The 25,369-nt window shown below is 60.8% G+C and carries 26 protein-coding genes; 14 read left to right on the plus strand and 12 right to left on the minus strand.

Annotated features, from left to right (window positions below):
• Window positions 1–57: 57 nt before the first annotated feature.
• The 3 genes from fepC to fepD are packed head-to-tail and all read right to left on the minus strand — an operon-like array spanning window position 58 to window position 2,842.
• The gene (fepC, locus tag ACWYRJ_RS04755) at window positions 58–852 is read right to left on the minus strand and encodes an iron-enterobactin ABC transporter ATP-binding protein (protein ID WP_455507486.1); all 795 of its coding nucleotides are present in this window, start codon (window positions 850–852) and stop codon (window positions 58–60) included.
• The gene (fepG, locus tag ACWYRJ_RS04760; protein WP_127732739.1) at window positions 849–1,838 is read right to left on the minus strand and encodes an iron-enterobactin ABC transporter permease; all 990 of its coding nucleotides are present in this window, start codon (window positions 1,836–1,838) and stop codon (window positions 849–851) included. Before fepG ends, fepC begins: the two co-directional genes overlap by 4 nt.
• Window positions 1,838–2,842 carry a Fe(3+)-siderophore ABC transporter permease gene (gene fepD / locus ACWYRJ_RS04765; protein WP_455507487.1) on the minus strand — a complete coding sequence of 335 codons (1,005 nt, stop codon included), beginning with the start codon at window positions 2,840–2,842 and terminating at the stop codon, window positions 1,838–1,840. The genes fepG and fepD overlap by 1 nt, the downstream gene beginning before the upstream one ends.
• Before the next feature lie 108 nt (window positions 2,843–2,950).
• Between fepD and entS the strand changes: the two genes are divergently transcribed.
• Complete coding sequence (gene entS, locus ACWYRJ_RS04770) at window positions 2,951–4,198, plus strand: enterobactin transporter EntS (RefSeq protein ID WP_455507488.1); 1,248 nt, start codon at window positions 2,951–2,953, stop codon at window positions 4,196–4,198.
• A gap of 46 nt (window positions 4,199–4,244) precedes the next feature.
• On the opposite strand, the gene fepB is transcribed toward entS, so the two are convergent.
• The gene (gene fepB / locus ACWYRJ_RS04775; protein ID WP_455507489.1) at window positions 4,245–5,204 is read right to left on the minus strand and encodes a Fe2+-enterobactin ABC transporter substrate-binding protein; all 960 of its coding nucleotides are present in this window, start codon (window positions 5,202–5,204) and stop codon (window positions 4,245–4,247) included.
• Window positions 5,205–5,392: 188 nt separating this feature from the next.
• On the opposite strand from fepB, the gene entC reads away from it, so the two are divergent.
• From entC to ACWYRJ_RS04810, 7 genes are all read left to right on the plus strand, one after another.
• Window positions 5,393–6,568, plus strand: coding sequence for an isochorismate synthase EntC (gene entC / locus ACWYRJ_RS04780; protein ID WP_455507490.1), 1,176 nt, complete (start codon window positions 5,393–5,395; stop codon window positions 6,566–6,568).
• A 9-nt stretch (window positions 6,569–6,577) separates the two neighbouring features.
• On the plus strand, window positions 6,578–8,188 hold the full coding sequence (entE, locus tag ACWYRJ_RS04785; protein ID WP_455507491.1) for a (2,3-dihydroxybenzoyl)adenylate synthase EntE: 1,611 nt from the start codon (window positions 6,578–6,580) through the stop codon (window positions 8,186–8,188).
• A gap of 10 nt (window positions 8,189–8,198) precedes the next feature.
• Window positions 8,199–9,053, plus strand: coding sequence for an isochorismatase family protein (locus ACWYRJ_RS04790; RefSeq protein WP_455507492.1), 855 nt, complete (start codon window positions 8,199–8,201; stop codon window positions 9,051–9,053).
• Window positions 9,053–9,808, plus strand: a complete 756-nt coding sequence (gene entA / locus ACWYRJ_RS04795; RefSeq protein ID WP_455507493.1) for a 2,3-dihydro-2,3-dihydroxybenzoate dehydrogenase EntA — start codon at window positions 9,053–9,055, stop codon at window positions 9,806–9,808. The genes ACWYRJ_RS04790 and entA overlap by 1 nt, the downstream gene beginning before the upstream one ends.
• Complete coding sequence (gene entH / locus ACWYRJ_RS04800; protein WP_455507494.1) at window positions 9,809–10,222, plus strand: proofreading thioesterase EntH; 414 nt, start codon at window positions 9,809–9,811, stop codon at window positions 10,220–10,222. It abuts the gene before it with no gap.
• Window positions 10,223–10,371: 149 nt separating this feature from the next.
• Window positions 10,372–12,477, plus strand: a complete 2,106-nt coding sequence (gene cstA / locus ACWYRJ_RS04805) for a pyruvate/proton symporter CstA (RefSeq protein WP_111964422.1) — start codon at window positions 10,372–10,374, stop codon at window positions 12,475–12,477.
• A gap of 104 nt (window positions 12,478–12,581) precedes the next feature.
• The gene (locus ACWYRJ_RS04810) at window positions 12,582–12,779 is read left to right on the plus strand and encodes a YbdD/YjiX family protein (RefSeq protein WP_006809671.1); all 198 of its coding nucleotides are present in this window, start codon (window positions 12,582–12,584) and stop codon (window positions 12,777–12,779) included.
• Here ACWYRJ_RS04810 and ACWYRJ_RS04815 read toward each other — a convergent pair.
• The 4 genes from ACWYRJ_RS04815 to ACWYRJ_RS04830 form a co-directional block, all read right to left on the minus strand.
• Window positions 12,776–13,180 (minus strand): helix-turn-helix domain-containing protein, encoded by a 405-nt coding sequence (locus tag ACWYRJ_RS04815; RefSeq protein ID WP_115874467.1) that lies wholly within the window; start codon window positions 13,178–13,180, stop codon window positions 12,776–12,778. The genes ACWYRJ_RS04810 and ACWYRJ_RS04815 overlap by 4 nt on opposite strands.
• Window positions 13,161–13,457, minus strand: coding sequence for a type II toxin-antitoxin system RelE family toxin (locus tag ACWYRJ_RS04820; protein WP_149366043.1), 297 nt, complete (start codon window positions 13,455–13,457; stop codon window positions 13,161–13,163). The genes ACWYRJ_RS04815 and ACWYRJ_RS04820 overlap by 20 nt, the downstream gene beginning before the upstream one ends.
• 183 nt (window positions 13,458–13,640) lie before the next feature.
• Window positions 13,641–14,384, minus strand: a complete 744-nt coding sequence (locus ACWYRJ_RS04825) for an SDR family NAD(P)-dependent oxidoreductase (protein WP_223581551.1) — start codon at window positions 14,382–14,384, stop codon at window positions 13,641–13,643.
• A 57-nt stretch (window positions 14,385–14,441) separates the two neighbouring features.
• Complete coding sequence (locus tag ACWYRJ_RS04830; protein ID WP_455507495.1) at window positions 14,442–15,530, minus strand: oxidoreductase; 1,089 nt, start codon at window positions 15,528–15,530, stop codon at window positions 14,442–14,444.
• 158 nt (window positions 15,531–15,688) lie between these two features.
• On the opposite strand from ACWYRJ_RS04830, the gene ACWYRJ_RS04835 reads away from it, so the two are divergent.
• Genes ACWYRJ_RS04835 through ACWYRJ_RS04850 form a run of 4 tightly spaced genes read left to right on the plus strand, consistent with a single transcriptional unit; the run spans window position 15,689 to window position 20,505 of the window.
• The gene (locus tag ACWYRJ_RS04835) at window positions 15,689–17,191 is read left to right on the plus strand and encodes a sugar ABC transporter ATP-binding protein (RefSeq protein ID WP_455507496.1); all 1,503 of its coding nucleotides are present in this window, start codon (window positions 15,689–15,691) and stop codon (window positions 17,189–17,191) included.
• Window positions 17,188–18,183: an ABC transporter permease gene (locus tag ACWYRJ_RS04840; protein WP_115874471.1), complete on the plus strand. Its 996-nt coding sequence runs from the start codon at window positions 17,188–17,190 to the stop codon at window positions 18,181–18,183. Before ACWYRJ_RS04835 ends, ACWYRJ_RS04840 begins: the two co-directional genes overlap by 4 nt.
• Before the next feature lie 19 nt (window positions 18,184–18,202).
• Window positions 18,203–19,267 carry a sugar ABC transporter substrate-binding protein gene (locus ACWYRJ_RS04845; RefSeq protein ID WP_455507497.1) on the plus strand — a complete coding sequence of 355 codons (1,065 nt, stop codon included), beginning with the start codon at window positions 18,203–18,205 and terminating at the stop codon, window positions 19,265–19,267.
• A complete protein-coding gene (locus tag ACWYRJ_RS04850) occupies window positions 19,264–20,505 on the plus strand; it encodes an LVIVD repeat-containing protein (protein WP_149366039.1) in 1,242 nt (413 codons plus the stop codon). The genes ACWYRJ_RS04845 and ACWYRJ_RS04850 overlap by 4 nt, the downstream gene beginning before the upstream one ends.
• A 52-nt stretch (window positions 20,506–20,557) precedes the next feature.
• Here ACWYRJ_RS04850 and mtnK read toward each other — a convergent pair whose 3' ends face one another.
• Entirely contained in the window at window positions 20,558–21,757 is a 1,200-nt protein-coding gene (gene mtnK / locus ACWYRJ_RS04855) for an S-methyl-5-thioribose kinase (protein ID WP_455507498.1), read from the minus strand.
• Window positions 21,758–21,861: 104 nt separating this feature from the next.
• Between mtnK and mtnA the strand changes: the two genes are divergently transcribed.
• Together mtnA and ACWYRJ_RS04865 are read left to right on the plus strand one after the other, a co-directional pair.
• Window positions 21,862–22,878 (plus strand): S-methyl-5-thioribose-1-phosphate isomerase, encoded by a 1,017-nt coding sequence (gene mtnA, locus ACWYRJ_RS04860; protein ID WP_455507499.1) that lies wholly within the window; start codon window positions 21,862–21,864, stop codon window positions 22,876–22,878.
• A 42-nt stretch (window positions 22,879–22,920) separates the two neighbouring features.
• Window positions 22,921–23,391, plus strand: coding sequence for an SRPBCC family protein (locus tag ACWYRJ_RS04865; RefSeq protein ID WP_111964413.1), 471 nt, complete (start codon window positions 22,921–22,923; stop codon window positions 23,389–23,391).
• Window positions 23,392–23,444: 53 nt separating this feature from the next.
• Here the strand turns inward: ACWYRJ_RS04865 and ACWYRJ_RS04870 are convergent, their stop codons facing one another.
• Genes ACWYRJ_RS04870 through ACWYRJ_RS04880 form a run of 3 tightly spaced genes read right to left on the minus strand, consistent with a single transcriptional unit; the run spans window position 23,445 to window position 25,284 of the window.
• Window positions 23,445–23,987 carry a 1,2-dihydroxy-3-keto-5-methylthiopentene dioxygenase gene (locus ACWYRJ_RS04870; RefSeq protein WP_023293046.1) on the minus strand — a complete coding sequence of 181 codons (543 nt, stop codon included), beginning with the start codon at window positions 23,985–23,987 and terminating at the stop codon, window positions 23,445–23,447.
• Window positions 23,984–24,673 carry an acireductone synthase gene (gene mtnC / locus ACWYRJ_RS04875; protein WP_149366036.1) on the minus strand — a complete coding sequence of 230 codons (690 nt, stop codon included), beginning with the start codon at window positions 24,671–24,673 and terminating at the stop codon, window positions 23,984–23,986. Before mtnC ends, ACWYRJ_RS04870 begins: the two co-directional genes overlap by 4 nt.
• Complete coding sequence (locus tag ACWYRJ_RS04880) at window positions 24,670–25,284, minus strand: methylthioribulose 1-phosphate dehydratase (protein WP_115874478.1); 615 nt, start codon at window positions 25,282–25,284, stop codon at window positions 24,670–24,672. The genes mtnC and ACWYRJ_RS04880 overlap by 4 nt, the downstream gene beginning before the upstream one ends.
• Window positions 25,285–25,369 lie beyond the last annotated feature (85 nt).

Consider the following 25,369-nt stretch of genomic DNA (forward strand, 5'->3'; position numbering starts at 1 on the left):
TACCGGGCCTACGGGAGCTAAATGTAGGCCGGGTAAGGCGTAGCCGCCACACGGCTATTAGCGCCGACCTAACGGCACCACCAGCGGCGTACCCGCCACCGGATCGTCGATTATCATGCAGCGCATGCCGTAGATCCGCTCTATAAGCTCCGGCGTGACAATCTCTTTCGGCGCACCCTGGGCCACAATCTCACCGTCCCGCAAGGCAATCAGGTGCGTGGCGTAGCGGCATGCCTGGTTTAAATCGTGCAGCACAGCCGCCAGGGTGTACCCCTGCGTGCGGTTCAGCTCGCTCAGCAGCTCCAGCAGGTCAATCTGATGGCTGATGTCCAGCCACGTTGTCGGCTCGTCCAGCAGCATGATCGACGTCTCCTGCGCCAGCACCATCGCAATCCACGCCCGTTGACGCTGGCCGCCGGAGAGGGTGTCCACGCTCTGCCGGGCGAGATCGGCGATCCCCGTCGCCTGCATCGCGCGGTTCACCGCCTCGTCATCTTCTTTGCGCCAGCGGGTAAACAGCGGCTGGTGCGGGTAGCGCCCGCGCGAGACCAGCTCCTGCACCGTGATGTCCCCCGGCGTAGTGGCGTTTTGGGCCAGCAGCCCGATGCGGCGTGCCACCTCTTTGCTGGCGAAGCGCTGGATCTGCTCCCCGTCGAGGAATACGAAGCCCTCCACTGGCGTCATCAGGCGGCTCAGCGTGCGCAGTAGGGTCGATTTGCCGCAGCCGTTCGGGCCGATAATTGCCGTGAAGTGGCCGTCCGGAATGGCAACGGTTAAGTCTCGGGCAATGATTTTTTTGCCGTAGCCGAGGGTGAGATGTTCGCCGCGCAAGCGGGTGGTTGTATCTGTCATTTCTTGCGTGACTCCTGAACGAGCAAGACGATGAGGTAAATCCCGCCAAGGCTGACGGTCACTACGCCCACCGGCAGTTGATAAGGCATAAACAGCTGCTGGGCGCAGAGATCGGCGGCCAGCAGCAGCAGCGCGCCGCACAGCGCCGCCTGGGTTAATCCCCAGCGCGCCGTCCCGCTAAGACGTCGCGCGATATGCGGTGCCACGAGGGCGATAAACGAGATTGGCCCGGCGATCGCCGTAGAGGCTGCGGTCAGCAGTACGGCGACCAGCATCAGCATCAGGCGCGAGCGCTCGACGCTCACGCCCAGCGCGCAGGCGCTGTCGTCGCCCATCTCCAGCAGCCGCATGCGGCGAACCAACAGCAGCGCGCCGATAAACATCAGCACAATCAGCGGCGCGGCGGGCCAGGTTTTGCCCCACGTCAGGCCGTTAAGCGAACCTGCGTACCACAGCCCGGCGGAAAGCGCCGTTTCCAGCGAGGCCTGCAGTAAAAGCCAGGTGTTAAAGGCCATTAGCATCGCACGTACGCCGATACCGATAATAATCAGCCGGAAGGTATCGATGCCGTTGCGCCAGGCCAGCAGCCAGATAACCAGCGACGTCAGAATGCCGCCCGCCATTGCCGTAAAGGTAATGGCCGTTAGGTGCTGACCGAACAGCACCATCGCCACCAGCACGCCGCTCCAGGCCCCGGTGTTGAGTCCCATCACGTCCGGGCTACCGAGCGGGTTGCGCATCAGCGACTGGAATATCGCACCGCTGACGCCGAGCGCCGCACCTACGAGAATCGCCATCGCCACGCGCGGCAGGCGCCATTCGGTGACAACCATGGTGATATTGCGCGGCGCGCTGCCGAGCAGGGCGTTAAGCACCTGAGAAAAATCGAGCGTCACCGCGCCGCTGCGCAGGCTCCAGACCGCCAGCAGCAGAATGAGGATACTTAGCAGCGAGACGCTGGTGAGTAAACGACGGGACGGGGCCATCATGCGCCACCTCCGCGTCTACGTCGTACCAGGAAGATCAGCACCGGCGCGCCGATAAAGGCGCTGACCACCGAGACGCGCAGCTCGCCCGGCACCAGCAGGCGACCCAGCACGTCGGCAAACAGCAGCAGCGCAGGCGTCGCCAGCAGCGTGACCGGCAGCGACCAGCGGTGATCCGTCCCCACCAGCCAGCGCGCCATGTGCGGCATCATCAGGCCGATAAAGGCAATCGGACCGACCACGGCGGTCGCGCTGCCGCACAGGACGGTGATGGCAAGCAGGCCAATCAGCTGCGTGCGCGCCACGCGGTTGCCTAGAGCGGTAGCGGTGTCGCTGCCGAGGCTCAGGCTGTTCAGCGCCCGGCTTAAAAACAGCGCCACGGCGGCAGCAATAATGACCGGGAACGCCACCACTTTCAGGGTTTCAAGGGTGCGGATATCCAGCGAGCCGGCCTGCCAGAAGCGCAGCTGGTCGTAGACGTCCGGGTTGAGCAGGGCGATGCCGTTAGATAAGCCTTCCAGCACCGCCGCGAGCGCCACGCCCGCCAGCGTCAGGCGTACCGGACTCAGCTGGCCGCCGCCCTGGCTGCCGGTAAACGCCACTAGCAGCGAGGCGGCCAGCGCGCCGCAGCAAGCCATCGCCAGCTGTTCAGAGGGAGAAGTAAACCCAAACAGCGCCGCTCCGAGCACGATGGCAAAGCTGGCGCCAGAGTTAACGCCGAGAATGCCGGGGTCCGCCAGCGGATTGCGGGTGAGGGTTTGCATCAGGGCACCGGCAAGGCCGAGTGCGCCACCGGCCAGCAGCCCGGCAAGGGTGCGGGGCAGGCGAGCGTCGAGCACGATAGTGCAGTCAGCGCTCTGGCAGGTGCCGGAGAGCGCATCAACGATAACGGACGCGGGCAGCGGCTTCGCGCCGACCAGCAGGCTGAGTGCAGCCGCAAGGCTCAGGAGCAGCAGTAAAACGGGCACGGCAATGGCGCGCACCGAAGAAGAGGAAAACGACATAGCAACACCCATGATTTGATAATGATAGTGATTATCGTTATCTATCTTATTTGGCTATGTTAGCATGTGCGCCCATGGAATGGGTAGAATTACACTCAAGGCTTTGTCATGAATCAAAAATCCTGGCTGCTTAACCTCAGCCTGCTCAAAACGCACCCGGCCTATCGCGCGGTGTTTATCGCTCGCTTTATCTCCATTTTATCCCTCGGCCTGCTCGGCGTGGCCGTGCCGGTCCAGATCCAGACCATGACGCACTCCAGCTGGCTGGTGGGGTTATCGGTTACCTTAACCGGCGGGGCGATGTTTATCGGCCTGATGGTTGGCGGCGTGCTGGCGGACCGCTACGAGCGCAAGACGCTGATCCTGCTGGCGCGCGGCACCTGCGGCGTGGGCTTTATCGGGCTGTGTCTGAACGCCATGCTGCCTGAGCCGTCGCTGATCGCCATTTATGCCCTGGGGCTGTGGGACGGCTTTTTCGCCTCGCTGGGCGTGACGGCGCTGCTGGCGGCCACGCCCGCGCTGGTCGGGCGAGAAAATCTGATGCAGGCGGGGGCGATCACTATGCTCACCGTGCGCCTCGGCTCGGTGATTTCACCGATGGTGGGCGGCCTGCTGCTGGCGACCGGCAACGTGGCGTGGAACTACGGGCTGGCGGCGGCAGGGACCTTTATCACCACGCTGACGCTGCTGCGCCTGCCGCTGCTGCCGCCTCCGCCGCAGCCGCGTGAGCACCCGCTGAAATCGCTGATGGCCGCGATTCGTTTCCTGTTCAGCAACCCGCTGATTGGCGGCATTGCGCTGCTCGGCGGCCTGCTGACCATGGCGAGCGCAGTGCGCGTGCTGTATCCGGCATTAGCGGGAGAGTGGCAGATGAGCGCCTCGGAGATTGGCATTCTCTACGCGGCCATTCCGCTCGGCGCGGCGTGCGGGGCGCTGACCAGCGGCAACCTGGCGCAGAGCGCGCGTCCGGGGCTGATTATGCTGCTTACCTCTCTGGCGTCGTTTATCGCCATCGGCTTCTTTAGCCTGATGCCGGCGTGGGCGCTCGGGGTGTTGTGCCTGGTGATTTTCGGCTGGCTGAGCGCCATCAGTTCGCTGCTGCAGTACACCCTGATCCAGACCCAGACGCCGGAAGGGATGCTCGGGCGCATCAACGGCCTGTGGACGGCGCAGAACGTCACGGGCGATGCCATTGGCGCGGCGATCCTCGGCGGGCTGGGGGCGATAATGACCCCGGCGGCGTCGGCGAGCAGTAGCGGGTTTGCGTTAGCGATGGTTGGCGTGATTTTGTTAGTGGCGTTGGTGAAATTGCGGCGGTTCAGGCAGGAGGTTGTGTTGAACGACGGTGTGGCCTGATGCCCTCACCCCGGCCCTCTCCCACAGGGAGAGGGTGGGAAAATGCCTACTTAAACAACGTATTCAATCTGTCTAACACCAGCATCGCGCTGTAATAATCCAGGCGGAACGTCTCGGTTCCCAATGCCCAAACCCGTTTGTTTTTCACCGACGGCAGATGCGCCAGCAGCGGGTTGGCGTAAATCGCATCCACATCTTTCTGGTCGCCGGCAAACACGAACAGCCCTTCGCCGTTCAGTCCCGTTGCCAGGTTTTCACCGCCCAGCTGGATAATATCGTGCCGCTTGCCCTGGCTTGTTGAGGTCTGCAAACCGGCGGGCAGGTCCGCCAGCGTAAAGCCCAGCTGGTGCAGCAGCTTGCCCTGCGCTGATTCCGCGGTCCACAGGTTGGCGCTGTGCGCGGCGGCGGTGTAGACGATGGCGTTCACCGGCTGCGGCGGCAGCTTCATCTGCTGTTTCACCTGCGCGAGCTGTTTATCAAACGCGGCAATGCGCTCTTCGGCCTGTTTTTCCTGTCCGGTGATGGTGCCCAGTTGCGTCAGCAGTGCCTGCCAGCTCTTGTCGTCGTAGTTGATGATAAGCGTCGGCGCAATGGCGGAGAGCTGATCGTACAGTGCCAGCGCGGAATCACCGCCGGTGGCGCTGATCAAAATCAGATCCGGCATTTGTGCGGCGACCGCTTCGGCGCTCGGTTCGCCAATATACATCCGCGCAACCTGACGCTGTTTCGCAATATCGCCCCACTGGCGCAAAAAGCCCTGCGCATCGGCCACGCGGTTGTTCGGCGTGGTCGCGCCGCTGGCGACGACCGGGGCGTCAATCGCCAGCAGGGAGCCGGTTAAGGTCACGCTGGTACAAACAATGCGCGTCGGTTTGCTCTCTAGCGTGTGAACGCCGCGGCTGTCAGTCACCTGACGCGGCCAGTCGGCGGCAGCGGCTGAGGTAAGTCCTAAAACAAAAAGTGCCAATAAAAGCAGGGGATTACGGAAAACGGCAGGGGATTTCACAGCGCGGGATCCTGTTTTTGTTGAAGATAATGCTTCTCATTTTCATGGTTGCAGCATCTGGATGCAAGCTTTTGTCGCACAAGTTATTTGTCCGACGGTTGACAGCGGAGCGATGTGGGATTAGGTTAGCCGACGAAAATATAAATGATAATCATTATTGCTTCTTTTATCATTTTAAGGAGGATGATATGGATACGTCCCTGGCTGAGGAAGTCCAGCACGCCGCAACCACGCTGGAATCAGACCGTTTTTTCTTTATGTCGCCTTACCGCAGCTTTACTACGTCCGGCTGCTTTGCCCGCTTCAGTGAACCCGCTGTTGGCGGTGACGATCCGGCGGGTCGCTTCCAGCAAAAATTAGCCCAGGCCTTCCTGAATGCGAAAGCCAGCGGTATCGCTCATCCGGTGATGGTAGGGGCTATCCCGTTCGATACCCGCAAGCCGTCCTCTCTGTTTATTCCCCAACGCTGGCAGACCTTTTCCCGTCCGGCACGTCAGCAGTCTGCACGCTATTTTTCCGGCTCGCAGGCGCTGAAGGTGGAACAACGCACCGAGATCCCGCCGCAGCCCGTTTTCGAAGAGATGGTGGCTCGCGCCGCGTCGCTCACCGCCACGCCGCAGGTGAACAAGGTGGTGCTGTCGCGCCTGATTGATATCGCGACCGACAAACGCATGGATAGCGGCGCCCTGATGGAGCGCCTGATCGCCCAGAACCCGGCGAGCTTCAACTTCCACGTGCCGCTGGAAGACGGCGGCGTGCTCCTCGGCGCCAGCCCTGAACTGCTGCTGCGCAAAGAGGGCGCGCACTTTAGTTCGCTGCCGCTGGCAGGCTCGGCGCGTCGTCAGCCCGATGATGTATTAGATCGCGAAGCGGGCAATAAGCTGCTGGCCTCTGAAAAGGATCGCCACGAGCACGATTTGGTGACCCAGGCGATGAAGGCCATTCTGGCACCGCGCAGCCATCATCTCACCATGCCTGATTCTCCTCAGTTGATTACCACGCCGACGCTGTGGCATCTGGCGACGCCGGTTGAAGGTGACGCGCGTGAAAACGAAAACGCCCTGACCCTGGCCTGCCTGCTGCACCCGACCCCGGCGCTGAGCGGCTTCCCGCATCAGGCGGCAAAAGAGCTGATCGCCGAGCTGGAGCCGTTCGACCGCGAGCTGTTCGGCGGCATCGTCGGCTGGTGCGACAGCGAAGGCAACGGCGAGTGGGTGGTGACCATCCGCTGCGCGCGCCTTCGTGAAAATACCGTTCGTCTGTTTGCCGGCGCGGGCATTGTGCCTGCCTCCTCGCCGGTGGGCGAGTGGCGCGAGACGGGCGTGAAGCTCTCCACCATGCTCAACGTATTTGGTTTGCACTAAGGAAGACTCATGACCATTCCCTTTACCCGCTGGCCTGAGGCATTTGCCCGCCGCTACCGTGAAAAAGGCTACTGGCAGGATCTGCCGTTGACCCACATCCTGACGGATCGCGCGGACAGCGATGCCGTGGCGATAATTGACGGCGAGCGGCACATCACCTACCGCGCGCTGAATCAGGCCGTAAACAACCTGGCCTCAGCCCTTCAGGGGCGAGGGCTGCACCGCGGCGAGACCGCGCTGGTGCAGCTCGGCAACGTGGCCGAGTTCTACATCACCTTCTTCGCGCTGCTGCAAATCGGCGTCGCGCCGGTCAACGCGCTCTTTAGCCACCAGCGCAGCGAGCTGAACGCCTACGCGGCGCAGATCAACCCCGCCGTGCTGATCGCCGATCGCGACCACGCGCTGTTTGCGGGCGATGACTTCCTCAACGCTTTCGTGGATGAACACCGTTCGGTTCGCGTCGTGCTGCTGCGCGGCGATAAGGGTGAACATGCCCTGGAAGCGGCGATGGCCCGTCCGGCCGACAACTTCATCCCGAACCCGACGCCTGCCGACGAAGTGGCCTTCTTCCAGCTCTCCGGCGGCAGCACCGGCACGCCGAAGCTGATCCCGCGCACGCACAACGACTACGACTACAGCATCCGCCGCAGCAACGAGATCTGCGGCATTACCGCCGAAACGCGTTACCTGAATGCGCTGCCCGCGGCGCACAACTACGCCATGAGCTCGCCGGGATCGTTAGGCGTCTTCACCGCGGGCGGCTGCGTGGTGCTGGCGAACGATCCGAGCGCCACGCTCTGCTTCCCGCTGATTGAACGACATCAGATTAACGTCACCTCGCTGGTGCCGCCGGCGGTGAGCCTCTGGCTGCAGGCGATTGCCGACGGTGCGGGCAATGCGCAGCTTAAGACCCTGAAGCTGTTGCTGGTGGGCGGCGCGCGCCTCTCCGCCACGCTCGCGGCGCGCATTCCGGCGGAAATCGGCTGCCAGCTTCAGCAGGTGTTCGGCATGGCGGAAGGGCTGGTGAACTATACCACGCTCGACGATGCGCCGGAGCGCATCATCAACACTCAGGGCCGCCCGATGTGCCCGGACGACGAAGTGTGGGTGGCTGACGAGCACGGCAACCCGCTGCCGCGCGGGGAAGTCGGACGGCTGATGACGCGGGGTCCGTATACCTTCCGCGGCTATTTCAACAGTCCGGAACACAATGCCAGCGCCTTCGACGCCGACGGCTTTTACTGCTCCGGGGATCTGATCGCCATCGACGAGCAGGGCTACATCACCGTGCAGGGTCGTGAGAAAGATCAGATCAACCGTGGTGGGGAGAAGATCGCAGCCGAAGAGATTGAAAACCTGCTGCTGCGCCATGAGTCGGTGATCCACGCCGCGCTGGTGAGCATGGAGGACAGTCTGCTGGGCGAGAAGAGCTGCGCGTATCTGGTGGTGAAACAGCCCCTGCGCGCGGTCGAGGTACGTCGCTTCCTGCGCGAGCAGGGCGTTGCCGAATTCAAGCTGCCGGACCGCGTGGAGAGCGTGGATGCGCTCCCGCTGACGCCGGTCGGCAAAGTCGATAAGAAACAGTTGCGCCTGTGGCTTGCTGAACGCGCCCGGGGCTGAGGAACAGAGTATGGCCATCCCTAAATTAACCGCTTACGCGCTGCCAACCGCCGCAGAGTTGCCGACCAACAAGGTGAACTGGGCGTTTGAACCGGAGCGCGCCGCGCTGTTGATCCACGATATGCAGGAGTACTTCCTGAACTTCTGGGGCGAAAATAGCGCGATGATGCAGCAGGTAGTAGCGAACATCGCTAAACTGCGCGCGTACTGCAAAGAACACAATATCCCGGTTTACTACACCGCGCAGCCAAAAGAGCAGAGCGATGAAGACCGCGCCCTGCTGAACGACATGTGGGGGCCGGGCCTGACCCGCTCGCCGGAGCAGCAGTGCATCGTCGCTGAGCTGACCCCGGACGAAGCGGACACGGTGCTGGTGAAGTGGCGCTACAGCGCGTTTCACCGCTCGCCCCTGGAGCAGATGCTGAAAGAGACGGACCGCAACCAGCTGCTGATTACCGGCGTGTACGCTCACATCGGCTGCATGACCACCGCCACCGACGCCTTTATGCGCGACATTAAGCCGTTCTTTATTGCCGACGCGCTGGCGGATTTCACCCGTGACGAGCACCTGATGTCCCTGAACTACGTGGCCGGACGTTCTGGCCGCGTGGTGATGACCGACGAGCTGCTGCCGTCCGTTCCAGCCTCGAAAACCGCGCTGCGCGAGCTGATCCTTCCGCTGCTGGACGAGTCCGACGAGCCGATGGATGACGAAAACCTGATCGACTACGGCCTGGATTCAGTGCGCATGATGGCGCTGGCCGCCCGCTGGCGCAAAGTGCACGGCGATATCGACTTCGTGATGCTGGCAAAAAATCCCACTCTCGACGCCTGGTGGGCGCTGCTTTCCCGCGAGGTGAAGTAATGGCGGGATTCGATTTTACCGGCAAAACAGTCTGGGTGACGGGCGCGGGGAAGGGGATTGGCTACGCGACTGCACTGGCGTTTGCCGAAGCAGGCGCGCAGGTGACCGGATTCGATCTGGCCTTCCCGCAGGATGATTATCCGTTTGCCACCGAAACGCTGGACGTGGCGGATGCCGCACAGGTACATGAGGTGTGCGGGCGCGCGCTGGCTTCGCTCGAACGGCTGGACGTGCTGGTCAACGCCGCGGGCATTCTGCGCATGGGAGCGACGGACCAGCTCTCGCAGGATGACTGGCAGCATACCTTCGCGGTCAACGTCGGCGGCGCGTTCAACCTTTTCCAGCAGACGATGGGCCAGTTTCGCCGCCAGCAGGGCGGGGCGATAGTCACCGTGGCGTCCGACGTGGCGCACACGCCGCGCATCGGCATGAGCGCCTACGGCGCATCGAAAGCAGCGCTGAAAAGCCTGTCCCTGACCGTCGGGCTGGAGCTGGCGGGCAGCGGCGTGCGCTGTAATCTGGTGTCGCCGGGCTCAACGGATACCGATATGCAGCGCACCCTGTGGAAAAGCGACGACGCGGAGCAGCAGCGCATCCGCGGCTTCGGCGAGCAGTTTAAGCTCGGCATTCCGCTGGGCAAAATTGCCCGCCCGCAGGAGATAGCTGCGACCGTGCTGTTCCTTGCCTCCGATGCCGCCAGCCACATCACCCTGCAGGATATCGTGGTGGACGGCGGCTCCACGCTGGGGGCGTAAATGATCTGGAAACGTCATTTATCGCTTGAGGAACTGAACGCCACCAGCGTGAATACCCTGGTGGCGAACCTGGGCATCGTCTATACCCGCCTCGGGGACGACACGCTGGAAGCGGAGATGCCGGTGGATGCGCGCACCCATCAGCCGTTTGGCCTGCTCCACGGCGGGGCCTCGGCGGCGCTGGCGGAAACGCTCGGCTCAATTGCCGGATTTCTGATGACCCGCGACGGGCAGAGCGTGGTGGGAACGGAGCTGAACGCCACGCATCATCGGGCGGTATCCCACGGCACGGTTCGCGGCGTGTGTCAGCCGCTGCATCTTGGGCGTTCAAGCCAGAGCTGGGAGATTGTGGTCTTCGACGAGCAGGGGCGGCGGTGCTGCACCTGCCGGTTAAGTACGATGGTGCTGGGCTAGCCCAGGCAGATCAAAGTGATCGGCTTAACACTGTGGTGTAAATCTCTGGTTTGACCACGCATTATTGCGTTTCAAAGTTGTTAAATTTTTCCGGTTGTTCTAGAAACAAAATGTAACATCTCACTGTTTCACAACAACGGACAACAACTATGAACAACTCAGGGAAATACCTTACATGGGCAGGGCTCTCCGTTGTGGGAGCCTTTGCCCTGGGCTATATCGCCCTCAACCGGGGGGAACAGATCAATGCGCTCTGGATCGTCGTCGCCTCGGTCTGCGTTTACCTGATCGCCTATCGTTTTTATGGCCGCTATATCGCGAAGAACGTCCTGGGCGTTGACGCAACGCGCATGACGCCTGCCGTTCGCCATAACGACGGTCTGGACTACGTGCCGACCGATAAGAAAGTGCTGTTCGGTCACCATTTTGCGGCGATTGCCGGGGCAGGCCCGCTGGTGGGGCCGGTGCTGGCGGCGCAAATGGGCTACCTGCCGGGGATGATCTGGATCCTGGCGGGCGTGGTGCTGGCAGGCGCGGTGCAGGACTTTATGGTGCTGTTCGTCTCCACCCGCCGCGACGGACGTTCGCTGGGTGAGCTGGTGAAAGAGGAGATGGGCGCGACCGCCGGGGTGATTGCGCTGGTGGCGACCTTTATGATCATGGTCATCATCCTCGCGGTGCTGGCGATGATCGTGGTGAAAGCGCTGACCCACAGCCCTTGGGGAACGTATACCGTTGCCTTCACCATTCCGCTGGCGCTGTTTATGGGGATCTATATCCGCTACCTGCGTCCGGGCCGCATTGGTGAAGTGTCGGTGATTGGCCTGGTGTTGCTCGTGTTCGCCATTATCTCCGGCGGCTGGGTGGCGGAAAGCCCGACCTGGGCGCCTTTCTTCGACTTTACCGGCGTACAGCTGACCTGGATGCTGGTGGGCTACGGCTTTGTGGCGGCGGTGCTGCCAGTATGGTTGCTGCTGGCCCCGCGTGACTACCTCTCTACCTTCCTGAAAATCGGCACTATCGTCGGGCTGGCGATCGGTATTCTGATTATGCGCCCAACGCTGACCATGCCGGCGTTAACCAAATTCATCGACGGTACCGGCCCGGTCTGGACCGGCAATCTCTTCCCGTTCCTGTTTATCACCATCGCCTGCGGTGCGGTGTCGGGCTTCCACGCTCTGATTGCCTCCGGTACCACGCCGAAGATGCTGGCGAATGAAAATCAGGCCTGCCTGATCGGCTACGGCGGTATGCTGATGGAGTCCTTCGTGGCCATTATGGCGCTGGTCTCCGCCTGCATTATCGACCCGGGCGTGTATTTCGCAATGAACAGCCCGATGGCGGTCCTGGCCCCGGCCGGCACCGTTGACGTGGTAGCGTCTGCCGCGCAGGTGGTGAGCGGCTGGGGCTTTGCGATCACCCCTGATACGTTGACGAGCATCGCCAGCGAAGTGGGCGAGCAGTCGATTATCTCCCGTGCAGGCGGCGCGCCGACGCTGGCGGTCGGCATGGCGTATATTCTTCACGGCGCGCTGGGCGGGCTGATGGATGTGTCGTTCTGGTATCACTTCGCCATCCTGTTTGAAGCGCTGTTTATCCTGACGGCGGTGGATGCGGGAACCCGTGCGGCGCGCTTTATGCTGCAGGATCTGCTGGGCGTCATCTCCCCGAACCTGAAGCGGACCGATTCGCTCCCGGCTAACCTACTGGCGACGGCGCTGTGCGTGCTGGCGTGGGGGTATTTCCTGCATCAGGGCGTGGTCGATCCGCTGGGTGGGATTAACACCCTGTGGCCGCTGTTCGGTATCGCCAACCAGATGCTGGCGGGCATGGCGCTGATGCTCTGCGCGGTGGTGCTGTTCAAGATGAAGCGCCAGCGTTACGCCTGGGTGGCGCTGGTGCCAACCGCGTGGCTGCTTATCTGTACCCTGACGGCGGGCTGGCAGAAAGCCTTCAGCCCGGATAATAAGGTGGGCTTCCTGGCGATTGCCAACAAGTTCCAGGCGATGATCGACAGCGGCAAGATCCCGGCACAGTACACCGAATCGCAGCTGTCGCAGCTGGTGTTTAACAACCGTCTGGACGCCGGGCTAACCATCTTCTTTATGGTGGTGGTCGTGGTGCTGGCGTTGTATTCTCTCAGGACCGCGCTGGCGGCGTTGAAAAACGATAAGCCAACGGCGAAAGAGACGCCGTACGAGCCGATGCCTGAAAACCTGGAAGAGATTGTGACCCAGGCGAAAGGGGCGCATTAACCTGTGTGCCGGGTGGCGGCTTCGCCTTACCCGGCCTACATTTCTTATCCGGCCTCTCCCTTTGGAAGAGGGGCGGGGTGAGGGAAACAAACGAGAAATGACCTATGTTCGACACTCTATCCAAAGCAGGTAAGTACCTGGGCCAGGCCGCAAAAATGATGATTGGCGTGCCGGACTACGACAACTACGTCGAGCATATGCGCGTCAATCATCCGGACCAGACGCCAATGACCTACGAAGAATTTTTCCGTGACCGCCAGGACGCCCGCTACGGCGGCAAGGGCGGGGCGAAGTGCTGTTAACCCTCTTTCGGTAAATAGAGGCTGATCTGCTCCTGCTTACAGCCGTAGATCGCCGCCAGCTTTTCGCGGGTGCGCTTTTGCGGACGGGAGTCCAGCGCTTCCAGTTGTGACACGGCGGACTGGCTGATGCCGAGTTTCTCCGCCACCTCCTGCTGGGATAGCCCGCGCAGGATACGCCACGCGGCCTGCAGGCTGACGTTCTCGTTATGCATGACGTCGCATACTTCACCAGGTAATCCTACGTCATCATAACAATCGTGTTCGACTTCAATATCCTCTAGATCATCGTCGGTTTCGTCGTCAATTTCTGCCATCTGTAAGCACATACGAAAGTATTCATCATAGGGAATAACGGCGTACTGCGCTTTTCCGTCATCGTCCTTAATTAGCTGAACAGCCATAGGGGGCTTTCTCCTCGTGAAGGTAGGTCGTTGATGTTCTGCGCTTGACGGCCAAAACATAACAATGGTTATCGGGATCGTCCCGAAGTGTAATCAGAATGCGGTAATCGCCAACGCGTAGCCGAAAATGATTTTCTGTTGCCGATTTTTTTTTGATATCGGGCCGGGGAGCTGAGCGATCGCCCAGCTCAGCAAGTTTTGCTTTGATTCTTCGCTGATATCGGCCATCGATTTTGGAAAACTCTTTCTTTGCATTCTTTGACCAGACAATCTTCATCCGTACCTCCACTGTACGCCCACACAAAATATAAGGAAATAATAAGGCTATTAGATAAATTCCGAATTTCTTATGGGGTACTGTAGAGCGGAGAAAAAATACAGGTAAGAGGCAAAACGCAAACCGTCGAGGCGGCTCGAGAAGGCCTCTGCCTGGCGACAGAGGCTTGCAGGGTGATTGCGATCAGGCGTTCAACCCGCCGTCCACATCCAGGCCGGTACCGGAGATCTGCCCGGCGGCTGGGCTGGCAAGAAACGTGACCGCCGCCGCGATGTCTTCCGGCTGGCCGTAGTGGCCGACGGCGATCATCTGGCGCTGGGCTTCCGCCTGTTCGCCGTCTTCCGGATTCATATCGCTGTTGGTGGGGCCGGGGTGGACAAGGTTAACGGTAATACCGCGCGGCCCCAGATCGCGCGCCAGGCCGCGGGTGAGGGAGTTGAGGGCAGACTTGGTCATCGAGTAAACGGCAATACCCGGCATCGCCACGCGGTTGGCCAGACAGCTGCCGATGTTGATAATGCGCCCGCCGTCAGACATGTGCACCAGCGCTTCCTGAATGGCGATCACCACGCCGCGAATGTTGACGTTGATGAGCGCGTCGATGTCCGCCAGGGTCATGGATTCCAGCGGGCCGCCGCGCGCGATCCCGGCGTTGTTGACCAGAATATCCAGCCCGCCAAGGGAACGCGCCGCATGGGTGACGGCATCCTGAATCGCCTGCGCGCTGGCGCTGTCCGCCTGCACGGCTTCGCCGTGTCGTCCCAGCGCCTTAATCTCATTGGCGACCGCCTGGGCTTTATCGGCAGATTTTTCATACGTAATAATCACATCCGCACCGGCGCGCGCCAGCGACAGTGCAATAGCCCGACCCAACCCGCGGCTGGCACCGGTAACCAGCGCCTTTTTACCTGTTAAATCGATCTGCATGATGACCTCGTTACGAGAGTGGTAAGAATCATCATTAGGTATAGACGGTCAGGGAGATTAACGGCTGAAGTATTCCACCTTCTCAAACGCCGCGCGCAGAACCTCAGGCGTTAACGTCACCGGCAGATAATGAATTGACTCCACCGGACGCAGGGTGTGGGCAATCACCTTATCCAGCTCCTCTCGGTTGTTAATATCGACCTCCAGCGCGCGAAGCGTGGTCGGCAGGTTAAAACGCCGATACGCCGAGACCAGCTGTGCCAGCACGTCGTCCTGGCCGAGCAGCGCGCTCTGCACCAGAATACCGTAGGCCACCTTGGTGCCGTGGAGGTATTTTTCCGTCTGCGGCAGCACGGTCAAACCGTTGTGCACCGCATGCGCCGCCGCCACGCGGGTATAGCGTTCGCCCAGACCGCCGACCATCCCGCCGCCTGCGATAATCGCATCCACCACGTCCCGGAACGCCTGCGTCTGTTCACCGCGCTGCTGGTCAGCCAGGGCTTCCTCACTGTGCTCCAGCAGCACGTCGCGGATAGCCAGCGCGCCGTTGATGCCCAGCCGCACGGTCAGCGGCAGCTTTTCAGGCTGCGGGGCGAGCACTACCGCTTCATACCACTTCGCCAGCGTATCGCCGATGCCCGCCAGCAGATACTCCGCCGGGGCGTTAAGGACGATCTGCGGCTCCACCAGCACCAGGAAGTTGGCGTCTTCGAAGATCTCAAAATGCAGCGCCTGACCGGCATCATTGTACCAGACGGAGAGCGGGGTCCACGCCGCGCAGGTGGCGGCAATAGTGGGGATGCCCACGAACGGCACCCCTAAGCGGCGCGCCACGGCCTTGACGGCATCGAGCACCGCGCCGCCGCCAACGCCAATCACCACGCTGGCGTCGCTGCCGGATTCATTCACCAGATCGGTGACGTCGCGCTCGCTGCAGTGGCCTTTAAACAGCAGGTGTTTCGCCCCCGGCGCATTAAAGCTCTCCGGCAGGAAAGGGCGCGCGCCTTCGATCGCGCGCTCGCCGTAGATCCACACCGCGCGGGAAAGCTGTTCAGGGGTAAAGAAGTCATTCAGATGCGCAAGGCTTCCGGAATGAGAGAAGTAGTTCGCCGGGCCAGGCACGACGCGGATATCGGTGTTGCTCATGATGGTGTCCTTTTTGGGAAGCGCTAACCCGATGTTATGTCTGGACATCCGGATGGCTAATAATATTTCGCTTTAACTTATGCCTTTTCCGTCGTTGTCAGTCAACCGGAGCTGTGAAAAATTCGATAAATCAGAAGAGTAATGAAGGATTTACGCGGATGGTTTCCAGTCGCCTTGAAATGCGCGGTATCAGCCTGGCCTTTTCCGGCTTTCAGGCGCTGTCGCGCGTGAATTTCACCTTATCCGGCGGCTCCGTACACGCGCTGACCGGCGCCAACGGCGCGGGAAAATCGACGCTGATGGCGGTGCTGTGCGGGACGCACGACCACTATGAGGGTGAGATCAGCATTAACAACCAGCCGGTAAGCATCCGCGAACCGCTCGATGCCAAACGGCTGGGGATCCACCTTGTGCAGCAGGAGGTGGACGTGGCCCTGATCCCGGGGTTAAGCATCGCCGAGAACATCATGCTCGACCAGCTGGCGCAGCCGGGGTATCGCTTCAGCTGGGGCGCGATCCGTCAGCTGGCGAGACAGGCGCTGGCGCAGCTGGATGTTTCTCTGGACGTACGCCGTTCCATCGATAGCTGCACGCTTGCCGAAAAGCAGCAGATTTTGCTGGCGCGGGCGCTATCCCACCACTGCCGTTTTTTGATTCTTGATGAGCCCACCGCGCCGCTGGACGCGCACGAGAGCGAGCGCCTGTTTGCGGTAGTCAGACGCTTAAAGCAGCAGGGCATCGGCGTGGTGTTTATCTCCCACCGCATTCACGAGCTGAAGGCCATCTGCGACACCCTGACGGTGCTGCGCGACGGCAAGCTGATTGAGTCCGGACCGATGGCCGATCTTAGCGGAGAAGCGATCGTCGAGAAGATGCTCGGCCACGTGCTGAGCGATATCTATCCGCCCGCGCGGCCGCCGCACGGCGAAGAGACGCTCCTGCGGGTAGAAGGTCTGCACGACGACGCGCTGCTGAAAGATATCTCCCTGCACCTGCGCAAGGGCGAAATTCTTGGTATTGCCGGGCTGGCGGGGGCGGGAAAAACCGAACTCTGTAAGGCGCTGTTTGGCGCCAGCAAAAGCCGCGTGGCGCGCGGTGAGCTGAATCAACAGCCCTGGCAGCCGCGCGACCCGGCGGACTCGGTGCTGCGCGGGCTGGCGCTGGTGCCGGAAGAGCGGCGCAAAGAGGGTATTTTTATCGACGAGCCTGTGAGCATGAACCTTGCCGTCTGCGCCGATAACAGCTTCTCGCGCTGGAGCCTGTTCGGTCATCGTCAGGCGTGGCGCTGGGCGGAGGAGGTGATCGCCCGCGTCGGCGTTCGCGCCCGCGGTCCCGGGCAGGTTTTGCGACGTCTCTCCGGCGGTAACCAGCAGAAGGTGGCTATCGGCAAGTGGCTGCGCAATGACGCGAGCGTGCTGATCTTCGACGAGCCGACCAAAGGCGTGGACGTGAAGGCCAAAACCGATCTTTTCCAGCTGATTGACGGCCTGGCGCGCGAGGGCAAAGGGGTGATTTACGCCTCCGGCGAATTTGCCGAGCTGGTCGGGCTGTGCGACCGCATCTGCGTCCTGTGGGACGGGCGCATCGTGGCGGAAATCGCCGGGACCGAGGCCCGTGAAGAGACATTACTTTATTATTCAACCGGAGGAACGGCGTCGTGAGCAAGGCCCTTTCAGTAAACGCGACGGCGTCTGGCCGTCAGCAGATTTTCGATTTTCTCTACAGGTGGGGCATGTTGCTGACCGTCGTCGCGCTGGTGGCCGTCTTTGGCCTGGCGTCGGACAGCTTCCTCGATCCGAACAACATCATCAACATTCTGCGCTCGATTGCCATCGTGACGGTGATTGCCATAGGCGTGTCGATTTCGCTGACCATCGGCGGATTCGATCTCTCCGTGGGGTCTACCGCGTCGCTGGCGAACGCGCTGGTGATTTCCCTTTTCGTCTGGCACGGCTTCGGCACCACCGAGTCGATTCTGATTACCCTCGCGCTCTGCACGCTGGTGGGGCTGTTTAACGCCTTTCTGATCGTCATCCTGCGCATTCCGGACATGCTCGCGACGCTGGCCAGCCTGTTTGTGATCCAGGGCGTGGCGATGACCTACAGCTACGGCGGGTCGATTACCGAAAACATGGTGCTGCCGAGCGGCGATATGGCGGAAGGGACTATTCCGGCGACGTTCAGCCTGCTGGGACAGGTGCCGACCATCGTGATCGTTATGCTGGTGGTGACCGTGCTGGCACAGCTGGGGCTGTCGCTCACCACTCATGGACGCCGGATGTACGCCATTGGCGGTAACCCGGAAGCGGCGCGTCTCTCCGGCATTCGCACCACCCGCTACAAGGTGGCGGCCTACGTGATTGCCTCCCTGCTGGCGGGCCTGGGCGGGATTTTGCTGGCCTCGCGCATCGGGTCGTCGCAGGTAAACGCGGGCGGCGGTTATCTGATGGATGCGGTAGCGGCGGCGTGGATTGGCTTCTCGCTGGCCGGGTCCGGCAAGCCGAACGCGCTGGGGACCCTGGTCGGGGCGGTGATTCTCGGCGTGCTGTCGAACGGGCTGGTGATGCTCTCCGTGCCGTATTACGCCATGGACATTATAAAAGGGCTGGTGCTCGCGGTAGCGCTGGCGATTACCTACATACAAAAACGCTGACAACACAACGGGATAAAAAATGAAAAAGATTGCACTCTCTTTGGTGGCATTAGGGTTATTCACCGCTCTGCCTGGCTTTGCGGTCACGCCTGCACCGCTTCCGGCGGCCATTGCCAACCATGACGGCCCGATCCGCATCGCGGTGATCCGTAACCTCGGCTCAGACGACAACACCACACAGTTTATTGCCGGGGCCATTCAGGAAGGGAAGAAGCTCGGCTTTAAGGTCAGCACCTTTTTAAGCAACGGCGACGACGCCAAATTCCAGGACTTCGTGAACCAGGCCATAAGCCAGAAGTACGACGGGATTATCCTTTCTCAGGGCCGCGATCCGTACTCCACCGCGCTGGTGAAGAAGGCGGTGGACGCCGGGATTAAGGTCGCGGTGTTTGATACCGCCGTTAACGGCGAGATCCCTGGCGTGACCGTTACCCAGCAGGATGATGCCTCCCTGACTAACCTCTCCTTCGGCCAGCTGGCGAAAGATTTCAACGGCAAGGCCAATATCGTCAAGCTATGGGTGGCGGGCTTCCCGCCGATGGAGCGTCGTCAGGGGGCCTATAAAGAGCTGCAAAAACAGTATCCGGACATTAAAGAGCTGGAGTCTATCGGCGCGGTCTCTTCCGACGTGCAGGGCGACACCGCCAACAAGGTGGGTGCAATCCTCGCTAAATACCCGAAAGGCAAAATCGATGCCATCTGGGGAACCTGGGACGCCTTCAGCCAGGGCGCATATAAGGCGCTGAAAGAGAACGGCCGCACCGAGATTAAGCTCTACAGCATCGACATCTCTAACCAGGATCTGCAGCTGATGCGCGAGCCGGGCAGCCCGTGGAAGGTGAGCGTGGCGGTGGATCCGAAGCTGATTGGCGCGACCAACGTGCGTCTGGTGGCGAACAAGATTGCCGGGGAAGCGACGCCAGCGACCTACGATTTTAAGGCGGCGGCAATTCCGCAGGCGCTGCTGACCGCCCAGCCGGGTGCGGTGAACGTGGCGTCACTCGGGAAAATCATTCCGGGCTGGGGCCAGACGGAAGATTTCATTGCGCCGTGGTTTGCGACGCTGGAAGCGAAAAATAAATGAGCGAGCTCCCTACGCCCGAATACAGCCGCAATATGCGGCTGATTGGCCATAGCGATCAGGGTGGTCGCCCGGACGGCGTGCAGCTGATGGTGCATCGCGGTTTCGCCTATATCGGCCATATGGTGTCGCAGGGCTTTTCGATTGTCGACGTGCGCGACCCGAAAAACCCGAAAGCGGCAGGCTACGTGCCCGCGCCGCCGGGCACCTGGAACGTGCATCTGCAGGCGCATGACGATCTCCTGCTGGTCATCAACGCGCGGGATCTTTTTGCCGATGCGCGTTTTGCCGACGAGAAGGTCTACTACACCCGGCAGGTGGGCGAGACCGTCAGCGACGTGCAGGACAAAGGCTGGAGCGCGGGGCTTCGCGTTTTTGATATCTCCACGCCGGACAAGCCGCGCGAAATCGGTTTTCTGTCGCTGAGCGGTATCGGCATCCACCGCATCTGGTACATCGGCGGACGCTGGGCGTACGTGTCGGCGCTGATCGACGGCTTTACCGACTACATCTTTTTGACGATCGACCTGGCCGACCCGCGTAAGCCTGAGGTGGCAGGGCGCTGGTGGCTGCCGGGCATGAACCAGGCCAAAGGTGAGAAGCCGAACTGGCCGGAAGGGAAACGCTACGCGCTGCACCATGCGATTATTGCAGGCGATACCGCGTACGGCAGCTGGCGCGACGGCGGCCTGACGCTGCTGGACGTGAAGGATCGTACCCAGCCTAAGCTCATTAGCCACCGTAACTGGAGCCCGCCGTTTGGCGGCGGCACGCACACCGCGCTGCCGCTGCCCGACCGCGATCTGCTGGTGGTGCTGGACGAAGCGGTGCTCGATAACCAGGAAGACGGTGAGAAGCTGATCTGGCTGTTTGATATCCGCGAGCCGTCGAATCCGGTAAGCATCTCGACCTTCCCGCAGCCGGATGAAACCGACTACGTGGCGAAAGGGGCGCATTTCGGGCCACACAACCTGCACGAGAACCGGCCGGGGAGCTTTGTCAGCTCAACGCTGATCTTTGCGACGTATCAGAACGCGGGCGTGCGCGCGTATGACATTTCCAATCCGTATCGACCGGTTGAAACGGGGGCGCTGGTGCCTGCAGCACCGGAGAAAATGATGGATACCCGTCCGAATCGCCCGCAGGTGATCCAGTCGTGTGACGTGTTTGTGGATGCGCAGGGAATTATCTACAGCACGGATTATAACGGCGGGCTGTCGGTGATTGAGTATTTGGGGTAAGCGCGGTTTGATGCCCTCACCCCGGCCCTCTCCCACAGGGAGAGGGAGAAAATCAACTGTACTGCCGCACCCGCGCCACCAGATCTTCCACGCTGTCGATGCGGTCGGCAATCACAATCAGCGCTTTACCGAGCGTTATCGCGTGGCGCAGGCATTCGTGTCGCATGGCCTCGTCCTGAATGGTGTCGATATCCGCGACGTGGGAAAGCCCGACGCTGCGGCGAATGAGTTCGGTGCCGCAGAAGCCGATGGCGTCATGCCAGACCTTTTTCAGGAACGCGGAGGCGTAACCCGGCGCGCCGAGCGCGGCGTCGCGCGTTTTCTCGTGTGCCTGTGCCTGGAAGCGTTCCGCGAAGGTGTTCCACAGCTCCTGAATATCGGTCAGGCGCTGCTCGCGCGCGGCGGCGGCATCGCGAATGCCCAGGTGCCCCGGCAGGCCGCAGAAGTTCAGCAGCAGGTTGCCGATGGCGGTACCGACGTCAAAGCCAATCGGGCCAAAGTAGCCAAACTCGGCGTCGATGGCCTTCAGGCTGCCGTGCGCCACAAAAATCGACCCGCTGTGAATATCGCCGTGCAGGAGCGCTTCGGCGTGCGAGAAGAAGCGGTGCTTCAGGGAGGCCACGGCTATTTTCAGCTGGGCGTCGTCGCGCAGGGACGCGACGTCATTTTCCAGCTCGGCCGGGTAGCTGTTGCGCTCGTGGATCTGGTACGGATCGTTGAAGAACAGATCTTCGGTGATCTCGCACATCTCCGGGTTGATGAATTTCGCCACCTGCGCTTTTTTCTCGTGCGGGTGCAGGTAGAAATCGCTGGTGTGGAACAGCGCGTGCGCGAGGTATTCACCCAGCTGGCGCGCCGCCAGCGGGTAATAATTATTTTTGATCAGCTCGCCGCGCCAGATGCGATGGCTGGAGAGATCTTCCATCACCATCACCGCCAGCTCCGGATCGAAGTGGTGGATTTTCACGGTGTGCTGCGGGCTGTGCCGGTAGTGCTCGACCAGGGTTTGCGCCTCCAGACGGGCGCGGTCCAGAGTCAGCGGCCAGGACTCGCCGACGCAGCGCACGTAGGGTAGCGCCTGCTTAACGACGATGCGGCTCACGCCCGCGCTGTCGAAAATTTTAAAGACCAGATTGAGGTTGCCGTCGCCAATCTCCTGCGCCTCTACCAGCGATGAAGGATCGTCAAGTCCGCCAAACTGCCTGGCATACTCCACGGCATCCTGAGCGGTAAAGGTACGGTATTGCGACATGGCCTGCTCCTCACGAGTTTTTAAATTAAGACATGTAGACGTCTATACATCTGGATTTCATCCTGACACAATGTGCTACAACAACGCAACAGGGAATTAACGACATGCAGACATTACAGACGACCAGCCTGCGGGTGGCGAATAATCAGCTCTTTATTCTCGACCAGCAGGCCCTCCCGCAGGAGAAACGCTGGCTGGATGCCTCGACCGTAGAGGCGCTGGTTGGGCATATCCACGCCCTGCGCGTGCGCGGCGCGCCGCTGATTGGTCTCTCTGCAAGCCTGCTGCTGGCGCTGCTGGCGGAAAACGGCAAAAACCGTGACGAGCTGGCGGTTGCGCTGAAAACCCTGCGCGCGTCCCGCCCGACGGCGGTGAACCTGATGAACAATCTCGACCGCATGAAGATTGCGCTGTGGCAGGAAGAGTATGTTCCGGCGCTGGTGTCGGAGGCGCTGCGCCTGATTGATGAAGATAAACGACTCTGTGATGCCATTGCGAAAGCGGGCAGCGCGCTGGTGAAGCCCGGCAGCCGCCTGCTGACCCACTGCAACACCGGCGGACTGGCAACGGCGGGGGTCGGTACGGCGCTTGGGGTCATTGCTCGCGCGCACCGGGAAGGCAACGTCAGCAACGTCTGGGTCGATGAAACCCGCCCGCTGCTGCAGGGGGGAAGATTAACCGCCTGGGAACTGGGCGAGCTGGGCGTGCCGTATCAGCTGATTACCGACTCCATGGCCGCCAGCCTGATGGCGAAAGGGCAGGTAGACGCCGTGTGGGTGGGCGCAGACCGCATTGCGGCTAACGGCGACGTGGCGAACAAAATCGGCACCTACTCCCTGGCGGTGCTGGCAAAATTCCACTGCATTCCGTTCTATGTGGCCGCGCCGCAAACGACCCTCGATCCGGACTGCCCGAACGGTGACGCGATCCCGATTGAGCAGCGTGCCGCCAGCGAGGTGACGGGCGTCGCCGGAAGCTTTGGCGCGGTTCAGTGGGCGCCGGAAAACGCGCAGGTCTACAACCCGGCGTTTGACGTTACGCCAGCCTCGCTGATTAGCGGCTGGGTGCTGGATACGGGCGTGGTCACGCCGGAAGAGGTTGCGGAAGGGAAATTTGCCTGAGTCCGGCTATCCTTTAAGGGGCTCCCTTAAGAGGACAACATCGTGACGCTCGATCCTGAAACTGACTTAAAACTGGAGCGCGTGGTGGATGCACCGCGCGACCTGCTTTGGCTCTGCTGGACTAGGCCGGAACACATCAAAAACTTCTTCATTCCTGCTCCCCATAAGGTGACCGAATGCGACCTCGACCTCCGCGTGGGCGGGCGGTTCAACACCGTGTTTGAGGTGGACGGTCAGCGGATGGATAACCGGGGCGTCTTCCTGGAAATCGATCCCGGTAAAAAGCTGGTCTTTACCGACGGCTATACCGAAGGCTGGAAACCGGCCGAGAAGCCGTTTATGACGGCGATTTTATTGCTGGAAGATGTCGGGGAGGGGAAGACCCGCTATACGGCGATTGCGCGTCATCCGACGAAGGAGATCCGCGAGCAGCATGAACAGATGGGCTTCCACGAAGGATGGGGGATTGTGCTGGATCAGCTGGTGGGATATGTGAAGGGATTGAAGGTGTAACGCGCGCGGATGCCCTCACTCCTACCCTCTCCCACAGGGAGAGGGAGAAAAGATCATGCCAGGCGTGGATACGCATCCGCGATGGCATCACCGGTAAACTGGGCCACCCAGCCTTCCGGGTTATCGAAAATACGAATGGCGGTAAAGTTCGGCTCTGAGCCCATATCAAACCAGTGCGGCGTGCCCGCGGGGACGGAGATCAGGTCGTTTTTCTCGCACAGCACCTGATACACCTCATCGCCAATGTGCAGGCAGAACAGCCCCGCGCCTTCCACGAAAAAGCGCACTTCGTCTTCGCCGTGGGTGTGTTCGTTCAGGAACTTCGCGCGCAGCGCATCTTTCTGCGGATTGTCGGCGCGCAGGCTGATCACGTCCCAGCTCTGGTAGCCTTTTTCCGCCACCAGTTTGTCGATCGCATGTTGATACGCCTCGATCACGGCTTCAGGGGCGGGATCGTGTCCTAAATCGCGATCCGCAGCCCAGCGTTCAAACCGAACGCCTTTCGCGTTGAGCTGTTGGGCAATCTCGGCGGCGTCGGTACTGTGCCACTGGTGTTGACTGGCGTCTTTGTCGGAATAAATGGTCAATGCGCTCATGAAGGGATCTGCTCCGGGTTAATCTCGTCAAACTGGTGGACCTGATGGTGGTGGCTTGCGCCGTCATCATCACCGCGAATCAGCTGCAGGGTACGAAAACCTGCCTGTTCAGCCGCATCCAGCTCCTGATGAATATCGGACAGGAACAGGATCTGCGACGGGGCAATGCCCGTTTGCGCCGCGATGTTCTGATAAGACTGCACCTCGCGCTTGGCGCCGATGTGGGTATCAAAATAGCCGCTGAACAGATGAGTAATATCACCTTCGTCGCTGTAGCCAAATAACAGTTTCTGCGCGGCGACGGAGCCAGAGGAATAAACATAGAGATCAATCCCTTGCGCTTTCCACTTTTCCAGCGCAGGCAGCACGTCGGGGTAGAGGTGTCCGGTAAAATCGCCGTTAACGTAGCCGTCGTGCCAGATGATCCCCTGCAGGGCTTTGAGCGCGGTCGATTTGCGGTCTTCGTCCATAAAGGCAAACAGAGCGTCGATAAGTTCGCCGACGCTGGCGTGCGGGTTATCGATTTCATCACGCAGGTTGTCCAGAATGGATTTGACCGGCTCGGCGTACTGCTGCGCGGTCACGAAGGCCGCCAGCCGCTCACGCGCGTAGGGGAACAAAACGTTATGGACAAAACGAATATCGCTGGTGGTCCCTTCAATATCCGTCACAATCGCGCGAATCATATTCTCTCCAGTTGTCGTAAACGCATTTCGCATTCAAATAAGAATTCTAGCCCTTCCAGATGACGGCGGGCCTCGGCCACGTCGCGTCCCCAGCAGGTTAAGCCATGACCGCGCAGAAGAAAACCATAATTAAGCGGGCGTTCCTCTGCGTAATGGGCGATTCGGGAGGCGAGGGCGTCGATATCCTGGTCGTTATCAAAGATCGGGATAGCCACCGTGTCCATATGCGTGGTCTGCCCGGTGAGGGATTTTTGCATCTCAAAGCCGCTGATGTTGAGCTCGGCTTCTTTGACCAGACGGGACAGCACCGTGGCGTTAACCGTGTGAACGTGAAGGACGGCGTTGGCTTCAGGAAACAGACGATAGATAAGGGTGTGCAGCCCGGTCTCCGCCGACGGTTTACGACCGGACGGGGCGCGATTGGTGGCAATCTCGACCTGCAGGAAGTCATCGGTGGTGAGGCTGCCTTTGTCCTTTCCGGATTCGCTGAGCCAGCACAGATGTTCGTCCTGACGCACCGACATATTGCCGCCGGTGGCGGGGGCCCAGCCTTTGGCACCAATCCAGCGGCAGGCGTCGACCAGATGCGTGAGTTGCAGGTTATCTCTCATTTCCTTTTACCCTCTCGGCCAGGAATATTCATATGGTTTAGACGTCTAAGCGTCTTGATTGCCAAAGACTAACATCGTGTTATAG

This window comes from Enterobacter sp., from assembly GCF_977039595.1.

Coding starts and splice junctions, on each gene's coding strand:
- entS (WP_455507488.1), top strand. CDS start 2,951: ATGAATCAAAAATCCTGGCTGCTTAACCTCAGCCTGCTCAAAACGCAC.
- ACWYRJ_RS04790 (WP_455507492.1), top strand. CDS start 8,199: ATGGCCATCCCTAAATTAACCGCTTACGCGCTGCCAACCGCCGCAGAG.
- entC (WP_455507490.1), top strand. CDS start 5,393: ATGGATACGTCCCTGGCTGAGGAAGTCCAGCACGCCGCAACCACGCTG.
- ACWYRJ_RS04850 (WP_149366039.1), top strand. CDS start 19,264: ATGAGCGAGCTCCCTACGCCCGAATACAGCCGCAATATGCGGCTGATT.
- fepD (WP_455507487.1), bottom strand. CDS start 2,842: ATGTCGTTTTCCTCTTCTTCGGTGCGCGCCATTGCCGTGCCCGTTTTA.
- mtnK (WP_455507498.1), bottom strand. CDS start 21,757: ATGTCGCAATACCGTACCTTTACCGCTCAGGATGCCGTGGAGTATGCC.
- ACWYRJ_RS04820 (WP_149366043.1), bottom strand. CDS start 13,457: ATGAAGATTGTCTGGTCAAAGAATGCAAAGAAAGAGTTTTCCAAAATC.
- ACWYRJ_RS04835 (WP_455507496.1), top strand. CDS start 15,689: ATGGTTTCCAGTCGCCTTGAAATGCGCGGTATCAGCCTGGCCTTTTCC.
- entH (WP_455507494.1), top strand. CDS start 9,809: ATGATCTGGAAACGTCATTTATCGCTTGAGGAACTGAACGCCACCAGC.
- cstA (WP_111964422.1), top strand. CDS start 10,372: ATGAACAACTCAGGGAAATACCTTACATGGGCAGGGCTCTCCGTTGTG.
- ACWYRJ_RS04880 (WP_115874478.1), bottom strand. CDS start 25,284: ATGAGAGATAACCTGCAACTCACGCATCTGGTCGACGCCTGCCGCTGG.
- ACWYRJ_RS04810 (WP_006809671.1), top strand. CDS start 12,582: ATGTTCGACACTCTATCCAAAGCAGGTAAGTACCTGGGCCAGGCCGCA.
- ACWYRJ_RS04825 (WP_223581551.1), bottom strand. CDS start 14,384: ATGCAGATCGATTTAACAGGTAAAAAGGCGCTGGTTACCGGTGCCAGC.
- mtnA (WP_455507499.1), top strand. CDS start 21,862: ATGCAGACATTACAGACGACCAGCCTGCGGGTGGCGAATAATCAGCTC.
- ACWYRJ_RS04845 (WP_455507497.1), top strand. CDS start 18,203: ATGAAAAAGATTGCACTCTCTTTGGTGGCATTAGGGTTATTCACCGCT.
- entE (WP_455507491.1), top strand. CDS start 6,578: ATGACCATTCCCTTTACCCGCTGGCCTGAGGCATTTGCCCGCCGCTAC.
- fepG (WP_127732739.1), bottom strand. CDS start 1,838: ATGGCCCCGTCCCGTCGTTTACTCACCAGCGTCTCGCTGCTAAGTATC.
- ACWYRJ_RS04870 (WP_023293046.1), bottom strand. CDS start 23,987: ATGAGCGCATTGACCATTTATTCCGACAAAGACGCCAGTCAACACCAG.
- ACWYRJ_RS04815 (WP_115874467.1), bottom strand. CDS start 13,180: ATGGCTGTTCAGCTAATTAAGGACGATGACGGAAAAGCGCAGTACGCC.
- ACWYRJ_RS04830 (WP_455507495.1), bottom strand. CDS start 15,530: ATGAGCAACACCGATATCCGCGTCGTGCCTGGCCCGGCGAACTACTTC.
- mtnC (WP_149366036.1), bottom strand. CDS start 24,673: ATGATTCGCGCGATTGTGACGGATATTGAAGGGACCACCAGCGATATT.
- entA (WP_455507493.1), top strand. CDS start 9,053: ATGGCGGGATTCGATTTTACCGGCAAAACAGTCTGGGTGACGGGCGCG.
- fepC (WP_455507486.1), bottom strand. CDS start 852: ATGACAGATACAACCACCCGCTTGCGCGGCGAACATCTCACCCTCGGC.